Below are 13,935 nucleotides of genomic sequence, written 5' to 3'. Positions count from 1 at the left end.
GAGCATGTAATGGATTTTAATAAGATTATCGATCGCCACGATACCGCCTCGCTGAAATGGGACTTTATGGCGCGATATTTCGGCGAGGATACACATCAACTGTTGCCAATGTGGGTGTCTGATTTTGACTTTACTTGCCCGCCCGCTGTTCAGGAGGCTTTAACTCACCGCGTCGGGCACGGTATTTTTGGTTACAGCGAACGGCCACAAAGCTACTTTGATTCATTAATCTCATGGCTCTCAACCCGGCATCAGCTGGAAATCAAGCAAGAATGGATCTGCAGTATTGAAGGTGTTGTTCCGGGATTATCGCTACTCGTACAAATGCTGAGCCAACCCGGTGAAGGCGTAGTCGTTCAGGGGCCTTATTATGGCTCATTCGCTAAAATTATCTCTTTGAACGGCAGACAGTTGCTGGAAAATCCGTTGTATGAGGACCCGGCTACCGGTTATCAAATGGATTTTGCTCACCTGGAAATGTTATTCCGGACTGAACGTCCACCGTTGATGATTTTATGTAATCCGCATAATCCAACCGGCCGTTGTTGGTCTGTACAGGAGCTGGAACAGCTACTTACGCTGTGCGAAACCTATGATGTGACGTTGCTGTCTGATGAAATATGGGCAGATTTATTGCTTCCTGGAGAACAATTTACTTCAGTTCTGCATCTGGGAGAACGCTGGCATTCGCGTGTAATTTCAGCCACTTCAGCCAGTAAAACGTTTGGTTTGTCGACATTGCGTATTGCTAATTTTCTGATACCGGCACCGGCATTGCGTGAACACTTTTTACACCGTCTGGATGCACATGGGCTGGATGTATTCAATGCGCTATCCGTCGAAGCGAGTACGGCAGCATGGCAACATGGTGCACCATGGTTAGACGAGTTACTTGGCTATCTGGCTGAAAATCGACGCTGGTTTATTCAACAAATTGATGAACATCTCCCGTGGGCTCGGGTTGTTCCTTCCCAGGCAACTTATCTACTGTGGATAGATTGCAAAGCGCTTGGACTGGATGATGAGCAGCTCAAATGGGTAATGCTTGATGTTACCGGTATTGCGCCTTCAATGGGAAATAGCTTTGGTCCTGCTGGAAAAGGTTTTATCCGCCTGAACATGGGATGTCCACGCGCCTACCTCGAAAAAGCGGTAGAGGGGTTGAAGCGTATTGCATTTACATCTTGCTAAATCTGCTCAGTAAACGAATCGGCCCTGGCGCAGGGCCGCTCGATATTATCAGCCATTTTAATGAAAAACCAAGTGATATAGTACCAGTTAGCCACCAACAGACAGGGGCGTCTAAGCGCGTTTTTGCTATTACAAGCTAAAACGAGGATTCAGGCACTATTATTTTCATTCACTATCTTCTTGTTTCATTTTTATTAAAAAATGCAACACATTAGGATTATTATCCACAATATTTGTGAATTTTCTCAATAACCTTGAAGCATCTTTTTTTCGATTGTGATTAACATACCAGGTATGGCATACACCGTATAACAATGCGCTTTTTAACTCAATGAATTCATCATCCATGCCAGGATGTTGATAAAGAAAATTATCCGTATAATCTTCTATTTCTTTAATTTCATGAATTTGTTTAACTGGTATATCAAGCAGTGAATTACTGGTTTTGATCATTTCTAACATTGAATAAAAAATCGTAGGCAATTGGTTTTGAAGAAAAACCTGATTTTTAAAGTCATCAATGATCTTTTCTTTTTCCTTAGTATCTTCGATAAAAGATGTCAACTGCGCCAGGTGGCTCAATAAAGTCACATCATTTTCAGCGTCATTAGTTAGTTTCCATTTATCATAACTATTTTTGACATAAGCGCGTTGAAAACTCTCCTTATCTGGATAAGGATAATAAGGATGAAAGCTGAGTGCCTGCACTAAAAACCCAGCAGCGACGTCATCAGATAGTTCTGCACTATAAACATCTACGAAAGAAGCTGTCAGACCAGCCATCAAAAAGTTGAGCTCATCGTCTATAAAAGGATATCTCCCTTTTAAATCAATGACCTCACTCCTTATCTTAACGACCAGGTTAGCCATACCAATAGCGTCCATTTCATCTTTTCGGGCACTTAGTGTACGGGCATTTATATCAATGAAGAGGATCTTAGCTATTATCTCTCGCTTTTGAGCATCAGTTAACTGTGATTGCGAAATAATTTTATCAAAAATCTGATTAAACCATCTACTCTCTAAATTAATGCTATGCGCATTGGGTGATAACAACTTCCCGTTCAAACCATAGTGGATTTTCTCTATTTTATTATCACGTGTAAACCCTACCAACGTTACGACTGAGCGAGAATTCGCTTCAGCCAAATTAATTATTTGCTGTTTAGAACGATGAGTCAAAAACAATGTCGGAAATTGCCAGTTCTCAACCGCAAACGGGGGCACAAATTGGAATGAAGGATTCTCTTTAGATGTGGCCCTTTTCCACGTCTCCTCCATCTGGTGAGTGATGTCATAAGCATTTTCATCTGTATTACTACTGTTCCACCCCCCATCTTTTTCATTATAGAAGCCAGAAATGCTTATCTGTGCAAATTCAGGGTATGGTTGGTAGAAAATCGCACAACCCATTGCAAAAAACAACACAAGCAATGAGAAACAACTCGACTTGTTGGGATAACGTCTTTTTTTTCGATGATAAATTAATGTAGTTATTAGAATGACAACAGAACCACATATGAAAGGAATCTTCCATTCATTCAGAAAAAACAAAAAAGAGGAAAAATTAAAAAAAATCAGTGCTGGCAATCCCAAAAAGGTGAGAATATTTCCGGAAAAAGTAGCAATGTCCTGGAATTTCATGAGGGGCCTATCTTCTGGTAGATATTGAAGATAGATTAAAAAATACAGCGCAAGATGACAAGGATTTCTGCCAATAAGTTTATGTTAGTCGCTTGTTTTTTCTAGGTAAATGTTCTTATTCATGTAAAATTACCCCATCCCTAAGTAAAATTGTGGTTTTCATGTAATTCGGAGCTAAAATCTCCGCTCACAGAATGGCGAGGACCTGCGATTGCACGTCTTACAAAACTCCCACGTTGCATTGTTCAACTCATTGAAACAAATATATTGATCATCAGTTGCCTCCATTTTGTCACATCCGCAACGCGCAAAATGCACATTAGTGCTGAACAAAGCAAAACACTGCAATAGTAACTTGATGATTTTACGAGAAAAGGTGGTGCCGATAATAGGAGTCGAACCTACGACCTTCGCATTACGAATGCGCTGCTCTACCAACTGAGCTATATCGGCCCTGAAAAGGACATGTCCACGAATGTGAGCACGGGGTAGAAGGTTAAAACTAACCGGGCGACGCGTCAATGGCCTTGCGAATCAAACGCCTATTTTTGCATCATCCGGATTCAATTACGCACGAATCGTGTCGTCACAGGCATCCTGTACGCGGCAAGGGAACGCTATAACCAGCGGCGAACACGCTGCTCATAGTGTTTCCATTCCAGCCCGAAATGTTTTCGCAGTTGTTCCTCTTCAAAATCAATGTGCAATCTGGCAACCGCCAGCATAAACAGTGGTGCAGCCAATATTCCAATCAGGCTACCGACGTAGAGAGCAAAAGCTAACTGGAGTCCACTCATTCCAAGATAGATTGGATTGCGGCTCCAGGCATAACATCCGCCAGTAACAAGCGTGGTCGATTTCTCTGCATGCAGTGGGTTTAGCGTCGTACGTTTCTTCCGCATCTGCCACGCGGTATGCAGTATCATCGCCAAACTGGCGCTAGCCAACAATGCACTTATTACGATAGTCGCCGCGCCAAATGTGAAACGCGGGATCGCCGTCAACGCGTCCGCGATGAGGAATAATATTAAGATGAGTGGTGGTGGAAGCCAGACTCTTAATTTTGTCAGGAAATGACGCATGGCTATAGACTAACCTCGGAAGCGGTTTGATTAACGCTGATACCGCTATAAATACCTTGTAAAAGACACATAAACAAACAATGTTTCACTCAGAACTGGCTATCGTCTTCACCAGACAGGCAGGATCTGTAGTACTAACCTCGGCAAAAAACCGGCACCAGAGGCATCCGCCCCTGATGTTCCCGACAGGTTTACGCTGAAAAAGTTGAATCCGACGCTGATTCAAACAGCCCTACAGACTGCTTGTAAAAACGCATAAAATCATCAAACATCACTGGCGGTAAAAATTGATAACCCTGCAGGTAATCCACATTATTTTTCCGCAACCATTGCTGCTGATAGCCATATTCAACGCCTTCCGCCACCATGCGTAACCCCAGGAGTCCGGAAAGATGAATGATTGACTCGAGCATAGGGATATGTTGCTCAACTTCTTTAATAGCCTTGATGAACGTTTTATCAATTTTGATTACATCCAGGTCTAACTCATTGAGATAGCAGAGATTAGCGTATCCCGTTCCAAAATCATCTAAAGCAAACAGCACCCCTCTGTTTCGCAACGATCGTATCAGCTCTTTGAGAGCTGGAGTGATAGTTAGAGTCTGATTTTCGGTTATTTCAATCATTAATTTTATCGGTAGTCTTTGCGTTATCTCCATAAAGTTAAGGCATTCCCAATAAAAAACAGGATTACTTAAACCTGATGGACTGACATTAAAGGAGACGAATAGCGTTTTATTAATATCCTCGCTTCCGTCGACCAGATTACGCGCGACGGTGGTCATTAAATAGCTCGTTAACTCATTCATTAAGCCACTTTTTTCAGCCAGAGGTATAAACTCACGCTGAGAAATCGCATAATTATGGCCCTGTGGCCACCGAGCCAAAACCTCAACACCACAGACGTCCCCATGGATATTTACGATGGGCTGAAAATAAGGAATGATTTCTTCATTCCTTATTGCCATACTCAGTCGGCCAGAATCTGAAACATCATATGCATCGCCATAAATTACATTCTCACCAGAATGACTGTTTGTCGGGTAGCCTTCATGCAATAAATTATTCCTGGTTAAAAAAATGATAGTTTCATTAAAATGAGAAAATCCCAGACGAGCGGTTATCCGCTCCCGATATCGATAAACTGACTTAGTTGTTAGTGAGTTAGCAATACAAAAGTCGTGCAATTTTTCTTTTGTGAATGATGAATACAACATTTCCTCTTCAAATTCAGTCAAATGAAAATTAAAAATCGTCGAACCTTTAGTGACTTCCACAACCTCATTGGGTGCCATTAAATTGGCTCTTAGCTGAGAAATCAATTGATCAGATAATTCTCGTCCATTAATGAAAGCATACTCCTCGTATCCTCGATTAACAGAACGAGTTTCATTCATCCGAAGAACAATACAGTTGATGTTGATAAACTGCGTGCTATTTCTCTGAAACCATTTCCTGACCAGTAGCAATGGTAACCGGTTATCGATCACCAGCAAACAGGACGGGTATCGTGGAATAACTGACTGTGTACCAGAAATAAATGATCGCGCATCAACCAGTACCAGATTTGGCAGCCACGCTTTTATCCCTGAGAAAAGAAAAATATCATAACTGAGCAGAAAAACCTTTTTCGTATTCATAGTTACCACCAACTTAAATTTATGGCATAGCAGGTCCCTCGTTATATACACGAGAGAATATACAACACCTTCAGCCTCCAGTAATTATAAGGCGGTTCGTGAATTAACTTTATCCATAAGCCATATCACGTAATTTCAGAGTTTATAATCACAATTATCCATATGCGTATTCCCATTAAATGGTAAATCCATTTTAAATATCAAAAAAGGAAAATCCCTAATTTTCATCAGTACAAATCCTTTTACTCATTTTCACTACAAGACAAAACAAAAAACCACGAATGCAAGCAACGACAAAATATACAACCACAAAAATCAAAATACTAACACATTACCTTGATTTATGCTGCCCGACAAACCATGAGCGTACGTCGCAGATCTCTTATTGCATAGACATTTCCTGCGATACGGATGACCTTATAATAGAAAATATCCTGTTGAGACATAAGCAGTTCGGTAATGTCATCGGGAACATTGTCATTTTTATTTTTGACAATAGCCAAGCGACGAGTCTGCAGATATCCGTCACGGTCTTTGCCAATAAAATTCAGGACAACATTACGATCTACAGCATAGTGCTTACCCTGAATATTAAGGCTCCCTATCTGGGATACCCGCCCTTCGGTAGCGGAAGAAATACGAAAAACCAACAGAACTTCACCTTCAATTTTTACGCCCTGAGTTTGCGCCTCCAGATGCAGGTAATTCTTGGCAGAGCAGGTCAGCGTCTCAGGTTCTTGATGGCGATAAAAAAAGTATGCTGTTATCACCGCAAGAAAGATCGCCCCGCTAATAAAGATAATTTTCGCATTCACGGGCAGCCCCTCCTTTATCCAGCGTACATATCCCCAAAAAATTCTCTTTAAGATCATTACCTGCCGATAAATTATTATCATCATAAAAAACAATTGTTTTCTTGCCATCATGACAAGTCGCATTTATTTTTCGCCACATATCAGAAGATAAAAACGCTTTCGTTTTATCAGCATTATTGTCATCGGCAGTATAAAGTTCACAATCACCTATTGCCCTGATATAGATAAAATTCGTGGCACCTGAATTAAGAGCTGGCAATATCAAAACAGAGCTCCCAAGAAAGGCAAACAATAAAATGAATAGAACAATATTTTTGCGTTTCGGTGTTGCGGGTGAGTTCACCGTTTCTGTTACCGAACGAACAGGTACATCTCCACTGAAAGATGACTGTTCATCATTGACCGAAGCATGGAACAAAAATCCCTGCCGGGGCAATGTTTCAATGGGATTATCGGCCCCCAACTCACTAAATGCTTTTCGCAATATACTGATACTTTTATTAAGGCTATGACCCGATGGGGCCATGCCATACTTTTTCCATACTTCTTCAATGATAAACTCACGATGGAGTTGTTGATTTTTATGGGCAATGAATAGCTCAAGTAGTCTCGCTGTAGATGCCGAAAGGATTATTGTAGTATCGCGATGTTGCAGGCTTTTTCTGGTGGAATCGTACTCAACCTGATCATTAATTATACTTTTCATACTACCTGACTCTTGAATACCGTGACATGGAGTACAAATGACCAAAGTTTCATCTGTGCTGAGCTGAATACTGCATTGTATAAAGATAGTTACAGTATAGGTTCGATATCTAACCATGACATATCGGATCAGACTCAATGCTTACTATTGATTGAGTTTGAAGCACCCCTGACCTACTGGGATGTATTTCTGCAACGCTACGATAAACTTTCGGTTTTTTGTTTTGAGCTCACTACTACGCCAGGTTTCACCCGGCAACACATAACGCATGGTGGCTTCATCATCGGTTGAATTGCACCCTTGGTGTACGATGATTTTAAAAAAAGTATTCCCAGTGTTTTTCAGTGTTCCGTTAGCCTCATCGATGGTGTAGGCCAGATTTATGTTTCTCGGGCGAACAACCAATATGGTGTCCATAGCGATCACCGGGAGAGCCTGCCCGCCTTTCCCTTGATTACGTTCGGTAAACAGCGTGATCGGCATTTCACGAAACAGAATTCGGTAATAGCGTTCTTTATCATCCTGCGGCCCGCGGTAGAAAATCTTAAAAAACTCACTCGCCTGCGGAGCCAGTGAAAAATTCAGCGGAGTAAACAGAAGTTCGCCTTCAGCAATAGCACTTCTGTTTTCACCTCCCGGTCCCGGCTTATCAATTTTTACTGCGCCGATACTGTATAAATTCTGTTTCTGGCTATCGTTATAGATTCGTTTACTGATAAATGCTTTATCCGATGGCATCTCATAAATGGTCGACTCCAGGTAGACTGCCTGTGTAGAGAATGCTGTCAGACCGGAAAGTAGAATAAATACCCATCTAAGCGCCAGACGACGGCGGTTCATGGCGTCACTCCCACCCAATTCGCCGTGACTTTTATCTCTCCACTGGCGCTGACGACACCTTCCCAGTCAACGCCGGAAACGGTTAACATCGAACGCGAATCATTCATTGGGAAAAGCAATTTCAAATCAGTAGCATAATAGCTTCCATCGTCATTGTTATTTGCGTCCCAGGGCGTCTGTTGCCACTGCGCATCTCTCATACTGACTGCCGCTTCACTGCAGCTATTTCGTTTTTGCACCACGCCCCCCGACTGACTGTTGTACTGCAGAAAAGCGGGAATGGGGACGGACAGCCCGCCTTGCGCAGACGTAAACAGACAGTAAGGGACACTGTTTATCGTCGTACTTTCCCCAATAACTTGCGCGGTGATACTGTCTGCCTGACGGGGGCCTGAGACGGTTACGGTGTACTCCATTTCTATAGGAGCGGCATCGCCAATCGTGCCACTACCGCTCGCAGAAGCTGTGTTGTCCGAAGAGACGATACTGATCCCATACTCCTTCGGCACAATATTGAGCTGTAGCGAAGGGGTAAACTGGTAGTGTCCTGACTCTGGTGTTAAGCCATTATAAAAGCCGAAGGTAAAGGGCTGACTGTTAGTAATGCTGATCCCTGAATCGACAAGATTCTTCAAAAATGCTTTTGACAGAAAAATATAAATGTATTCTCCGGAGGTCGTAAAAACGTTGTAATAAGCAGTTGAAGTACCATAGTTATACCAGTTTGAACCATTTCCGGAGTATCTCACGGTGGCCGCTCCGGGCGTAAAACCAAGCATCGCCGTATCGACAAAAGCGCGAAACGTCAAGGAGGCGGTCAGATTGGCCGTTTGTTGCAGGTTATAACTCACCATTTTGCAAATCACACCGTCAGTACCGCCTACCACGCCAAGTTCGCAATAACCAGAGTCTTTGGTGATGCTCGGCGTACCGTCGCTGGCAACCCAAAGCTCCTGAAATGCGTTAGTCGAGACAAGTGACAGATGACCGCGTTTAGTTAACGTGTAATTGACGTAATTCCATGATCCTGTCGATTGGTCTTTGCACCGTTGCCCGGAAGAATAATCATAATTTACAGAAGTATAACAGCGGTTGAACACGTAGGTTTCGCTGCTACCGGTAGGCACATTGCGAAAGTACTCATAAGCAGTATCGGTCAGGGAAGCGAATCCGTAGGCGCCACCAATAACGCCTGCGACAGAGCCGACCTGCGCATGATAAAAACCGTTTTTGTCAGTGCCCAATCCGGCAATAAACCCGGTTGATGGGCATTGGGTGCCACTATAACAACGGATTCCCCGGAAAGGCCCGTTAATCGGGGAGTTATCAATCCACATGTCCTGATAATAATTTCCAGGCGCAGTCCAGCCGACAAAACCTAAATACCCGAGACTCACCTGAGAGGTACCGTATTTTATCCACGTGTTTGACCCGCTGAAACGCGGATCAAGTGCCGATGGGGTAATAAAATATTCACTATCAATGGCATTTTCGATAAACAAATAGTTATTGCTGACTGAGCCGGAAGAGATTGCATTCAACGCCAAAGCAGGCACAGGTGAAAAACTCCCTACGGCACAGATTACAGTAGCTAATTTAATTAATACTTTCATTTTATTACCTCTGCGCCATCGTGGTTTGCGTTGCACATTTCACATCGCCAACCCACGCTGCGCCGCGTGCTTTTTCCAAATCAAGATCGGCTTCGCATATGCTGCCATTGGCTGAAATTAACGTGATGACCGGATACTTTTTATCGATATCGATAGCAAACTCACCCTTTTCATCCGTACGCGTTTTACCGATGTGGTTATGGATATCGGTATTTGCAGCCAATTGTCCATCGGGATAACGAATGCGCCCGAATACGGTGACCATGCTTTTCACTTCAGGGTTGATAACACCCACGTTACCCGGATATAGCGTCAGCTCCTGTTTGCGTCCTGAAACAATATCGAAGCTGTCCTCAGAGTTTTTATCATTGAGGATTTCCAGCTTGTACTGAGCATAGGGCGGCAGTGCAATGAAATTTGATTTACCGCTGAGAAGATAATTGCGGTTATTAATCTTCGCAGCCAGTTTCCCTTCACCGGTCAAATCTGTTTTCACAATGATGCCGGACCGCTGCCGCTCTTTACTCAGGCCAAAATCTTTACCTGCCCACGCCAGAGAACCTTGGGAAGAGAAGTTCATATTGGTGGAGTTGTCAGCAGAACGCGTTACCGATACGGTGCCGGCGTTATATTTCGTGTCATAACTCAAATTGCCGTTTACCGAATAATTATTGTCGTAATACTGTTCGCCACTCAGACGCGTTGATGCCGACAATCCGACCGATTTAATCGGGCCCTCAGCATACTGCTTACGCGCGCTGAGATTACCCTGAGTACTGCCATAACGATCCCGGGAGACGCCCATGCTCAACCAGGTCGCCAACGGCAATGATAAATCCAGACTGACATAACGTTCCTGTCGCCCATCGTCATTCCGATTGTTGTAGTAATAACGCTGAATACCTGCACGCAACCCAACCGTGGCATACCTGCCTGAATAAAGGGTCGTGCTGTAGTCCAGATTACGATATTTATTTCCCGAGTAGCGATTCTCCGTCTGACTCACGGTGAGCGAGCCGCCATGAGGAATAAACTTTCCGAGGTTAAGAGTCCCGCCAATGGAATAATTATCACGCTCCTGTAAAGGCAGACGATCGCCAATTTTACTGTCTTCACGAGATGCCCATAGGGAACCGTATCCCTCAGGGACATTAAGGTTGATGTTACTGATATTTCGCCATGACGAATCGTTCGCCACTAGCGTCTGATTGCCAATACTTACGTATTCATTCACATTGAGCGTGACATCCGTTTCATTAACCGCATTGTTGTCAAAACCGTAGAGCGTGGATTTCAGGCCCAGCCCCGACAATATCGCCAGCGTCACCGATGCGGCCCCCCCGGCAATCCAGGTCTGCTCGTTGCCCAAATCTTGATAATGATTTCGCTTGTAACTCACACGGTCATAATCCAGTGAGCCACCAAACAGTTGCCACGAAAGCTGATCAATCCCGGCGGCTTGTTGGCGGGCAAAGATTTTATTAACCCTGCTAATACGACTATTAATTGTCCGGCCATTGACCACGATATCTACCGTGACGTCATAAACACCATACGGAAAGCGACTGGTATCAATTTCATAGCTGCCCATATTAAAGTTCTGCACGCTGAGCAAACGCCCATCACGGAAGACATGAACCTCGCCAGCGGCTGGCAAAAATACGGTAATCGGCGTGAGTGAAAGCGCGGTATTCTCAACAACCGTACTTCCTTTGTTTCCGTAGCTCACACCGTAAATTTTCCCACCATTCAACGCATTCAAACTAGCAATAGACTGCACGTTCCAGGTGTCGAGCATCCCGAGCGCCAGTCGATACCCGTCATAATCACGCTCATACATCGCACGATAGAGTTTACTGGTGCCGTTGCTGTCGCCGATGCCGTAAAACGAACCGTTAATATTGATATGGTGCTCACGCAGCGATGTTGTATTGTCCACCGTCAGATAGCTGCGGGTACTGCTGCCATTATGATAATCGTTGTAGTAGGTACCAAAGTTATAGTTCAGGACGTTAGAGAGAGACTCCACGCTGGAAGGTCCAAGCAGGCTACTGCGTGCGACAATCGCTTCAGTTAACGCATCTTTGCTGACTATCATCTCCAGGTGAAATGAAGAGACGTTGAGTTGCAGGCGTGCATTGTCCGATAGCTCGATATTGGTGTTATCGTGAAATTTCACATCACGAATTTTTTCTACCAACGCACGAGTTTTTCCAGATAACACGGCATTATTAGGCAATTCAGCAAGAGTCAGGGCTTTAACTGTAATATTGCCATCAACAAGCGAAATCATCGCATCGGCAATTTTTTGCTGACTTTTCTCGTCAGTCTCGTTGTAACGAATATATACCGGCACCGTCATTCCCTGCTCCAGTGAACGGGCGAAAGCGCTGGGAATAACGTAATTACCCACTTTTACTGGGGCTGCATGTGAAGTTCCTGGTGTCAGCGCAAGAAAAAGACAAATGCTACCGCCGACAATATATTTTGTTGTCATATGCATCCTTACAATCCGGTATTTTTATTTATCCCGTACAGATGGCTGCTATTGACCATCACTTCACTGTAATAAACTGCTTACCGTGCCAGATACCAATGCGTGAGCGGCTATTACTAATGTCGGTGAACTGCAGTTTTATTTTTGTACCTGGCATAATGTAATAGCGTTCGCGACAACCTCGTCCCTGATCGCGAGCCTTATCCTTACAGGCGCCATAGGCGATCACACGAAACGAAACATTGCCAGTATTGGTAATAACATCGCCATTTCGGCTATATTCAAAACGTTCTTTTCGCGGCGCGACCACCAGAATAGTGCCAATTTCTGCCGACGCTGTTGCTACCGCCATTTTATTCGCCCGGGTTTCCGCGCTCTCGGTGACCGGCTCATCTATCCATTGCAGACGATAATAACGTTCGAGATCATCTGCTGGTCCTTTATAAAAGAAGCGGAAAACATCCTTTGCCTGACCAGGAAGAATAAGATTGGCAGGTGTAGAAAGTAACTCTCCGGAATTGACAGGCTTTATTTCGACTCCACCCACCAAAGGTGATGACAATTGTTTTACCGAAACACTGACATAACGCGCCGCATCAGTTGTATTAGTAATTTCTTTCGATAATGAACTCTCAGCAGAAGTCATTATCGATGTGATTTCACCCACATTAATTGCCCATCCGGGAAAAGATGCTACTAACCCTACCAACATCACTGCCGGTAAATATTTTTTCATGACGCCATTCCTGATAAATTCGGGAGAAAAAATTCTCCCGAATTTTTATTACTTAGGCAGACGGAGTCGTCCAGGTTGCATTAAACTGTACTTTTACATCGCCAGTCCAATAGCCGTCTGGCAGAGCAGAGTAATCCGTTACTGCCTGGCTACCATCAGAAGTCGCTGACGCGATGGTGAATTTGAAGTTGGATTGATCGCTGACACGAGCAGCACCGTTATAAGCGCCATCAGCCATCAGGCTTTCAAGACCAGAAGTCGAGCTGGAGTTAACCAGGACAGTATCTGATGAGTTAGTCAGCGCGGTGCCATTCCATGCCACCCCTACGTTCAGGGTAGACGCATCGCCACTGGCGTTGGTCAGCGTGTTACTAATGATCTGAGCAGTCAGCTCAAAATCAGTTGCCGTTTCCTGACCCTGAATAGTCACATCAAAAGCACCGTCCTGAGAGTTGAAGGCTTTCAGTCCTTCAGCATACTGGAAAGTCAAAGAGTTCAGCGGGGTGACAACCAACATACTGGTGGTATCTTTTGTTGCCGTCGCGTCCCACGAGGCAGTTGCAGAAGCAGTAACGTCTGCCATTGCATTTGCTGCAACAAATACAGAAGCCAGAGAGGTTACTAATAATAATTTTTTCATTTTTATCTTCTCCTAAGAACAAACTCACCACCGAGTCTTATTTTTAAGTCACTCCAGCGGTTCCATTAGTTGCGAGCCAGAATTGCCGCGCCAAAAAATTATCATTTGAATTAAGTAACATCTCAACAAACCCTGAAACGCAAAAAATACAAAAAACTAAGAATTTTCCCACAAAAAAATTTATCTAAGAAGTCTCCTAAGACAGAATTACTTGAAATGCGCCTTGTTTCAGAATTATCACCCACACAAATAAGCAATACCAAACAATTCATCTTTTTTATGTTTTTGATAAATATCAAAAAGATCATACAAATACCACCTAAGCAAAATCCTTACAAAACATAAAGATAATTAACGCCTCCATATTTTCTCTATAATGCTTATTATTTGTTGCAATTATGCTAATTCTTTAACTTCACAAGAAAATTCTCATGAAATATTCATATGAGGGGGAATATTCTTATAAAATAATCGCTAAGCTGGAGGATTAGTATTCGAATTGATAATTATTTCACATAAATAAAACCAGGA

Annotated in this window: 11 protein-coding genes and 1 tRNA gene; 1 reads left to right on the top strand and 11 read right to left on the bottom strand. The window is 43.5% G+C overall.

The features are described 5' to 3' along the window. The first annotated feature begins 9 nt into the window (after positions 1-9). Entirely contained in the window at positions 10-1,191 is a 1,182-nt protein-coding gene (locus E6P06_RS08830) for a MalY/PatB family protein (RefSeq protein ID WP_016149639.1), read from the top strand. Positions 1,192-1,356: 165 nt separating this feature from the next. Here E6P06_RS08830 and E6P06_RS08825 read toward each other — a convergent pair whose 3' ends face one another. The 11 genes from E6P06_RS08825 to E6P06_RS08775 all read right to left on the bottom strand — a co-directional run bounded on the left by E6P06_RS08825 (position 1,357) and on the right by E6P06_RS08775 (position 13,404). Then, positions 1,357-2,835 carry a hypothetical protein gene (locus E6P06_RS08825; RefSeq protein ID WP_139935130.1) on the bottom strand — a complete coding sequence of 493 codons (1,479 nt, stop codon included), beginning with the start codon at positions 2,833-2,835 and terminating at the stop codon, positions 1,357-1,359. Between the two features lie 377 nt (positions 2,836-3,212). Next, positions 3,213-3,288: transfer RNA gene (locus E6P06_RS08820), tRNA-Thr, on the bottom strand. Positions 3,289-3,452: 164 nt separating this feature from the next. Beyond that, positions 3,453-3,917: an isoprenylcysteine carboxylmethyltransferase family protein gene (locus E6P06_RS08815; RefSeq protein WP_044702482.1), complete on the bottom strand. Its 465-nt coding sequence runs from the start codon at positions 3,915-3,917 to the stop codon at positions 3,453-3,455. 191 nt (positions 3,918-4,108) lie between these two features. Beyond that, on the bottom strand, positions 4,109-5,557 hold the full coding sequence (locus tag E6P06_RS08810; protein WP_139935129.1) for an EAL domain-containing protein: 1,449 nt from the start codon (positions 5,555-5,557) through the stop codon (positions 4,109-4,111). A 341-nt stretch (positions 5,558-5,898) separates the two neighbouring features. Then, on the bottom strand, positions 5,899-6,372 hold the full coding sequence (locus tag E6P06_RS08805; protein WP_003838775.1) for a hypothetical protein: 474 nt from the start codon (positions 6,370-6,372) through the stop codon (positions 5,899-5,901). Then, positions 6,347-7,078 carry a winged helix-turn-helix domain-containing protein gene (locus tag E6P06_RS08800; protein ID WP_139935128.1) on the bottom strand — a complete coding sequence of 244 codons (732 nt, stop codon included), beginning with the start codon at positions 7,076-7,078 and terminating at the stop codon, positions 6,347-6,349. Before E6P06_RS08800 ends, E6P06_RS08805 begins: the two co-directional genes overlap by 26 nt. Before the next feature lie 144 nt (positions 7,079-7,222). Beyond that, positions 7,223-7,918, bottom strand: a complete 696-nt coding sequence (locus E6P06_RS08795; RefSeq protein WP_003031358.1) for a fimbria/pilus periplasmic chaperone — start codon at positions 7,916-7,918, stop codon at positions 7,223-7,225. Next, positions 7,915-9,531, bottom strand: a complete 1,617-nt coding sequence (locus E6P06_RS08790; protein ID WP_065945006.1) for a fimbrial protein — start codon at positions 9,529-9,531, stop codon at positions 7,915-7,917. The genes E6P06_RS08795 and E6P06_RS08790 overlap by 4 nt, the downstream gene beginning before the upstream one ends. Before the next feature lie 4 nt (positions 9,532-9,535). After that, the gene (locus E6P06_RS08785; protein ID WP_008324497.1) at positions 9,536-12,028 is read right to left on the bottom strand and encodes a CS1-pili formation C-terminal domain-containing protein; all 2,493 of its coding nucleotides are present in this window, start codon (positions 12,026-12,028) and stop codon (positions 9,536-9,538) included. 58 nt (positions 12,029-12,086) lie between these two features. Then, complete coding sequence (locus E6P06_RS08780) at positions 12,087-12,764, bottom strand: hypothetical protein (RefSeq protein ID WP_139935127.1); 678 nt, start codon at positions 12,762-12,764, stop codon at positions 12,087-12,089. A gap of 52 nt (positions 12,765-12,816) precedes the next feature. Further along, entirely contained in the window at positions 12,817-13,404 is a 588-nt protein-coding gene (locus E6P06_RS08775; RefSeq protein WP_003031365.1) for a common pilus major fimbrillin subunit EcpA, read from the bottom strand. Positions 13,405-13,935: the final 531 nt, after the last annotated feature.

It is taken from the genome of Citrobacter sp. CF971, assembly GCF_006385635.1.
Taxonomy (GTDB): domain Bacteria; phylum Pseudomonadota; class Gammaproteobacteria; order Enterobacterales; family Enterobacteriaceae; genus Citrobacter; species Citrobacter freundii.
This window is presented reverse-complemented; position numbering and strand designations above follow the sequence as displayed.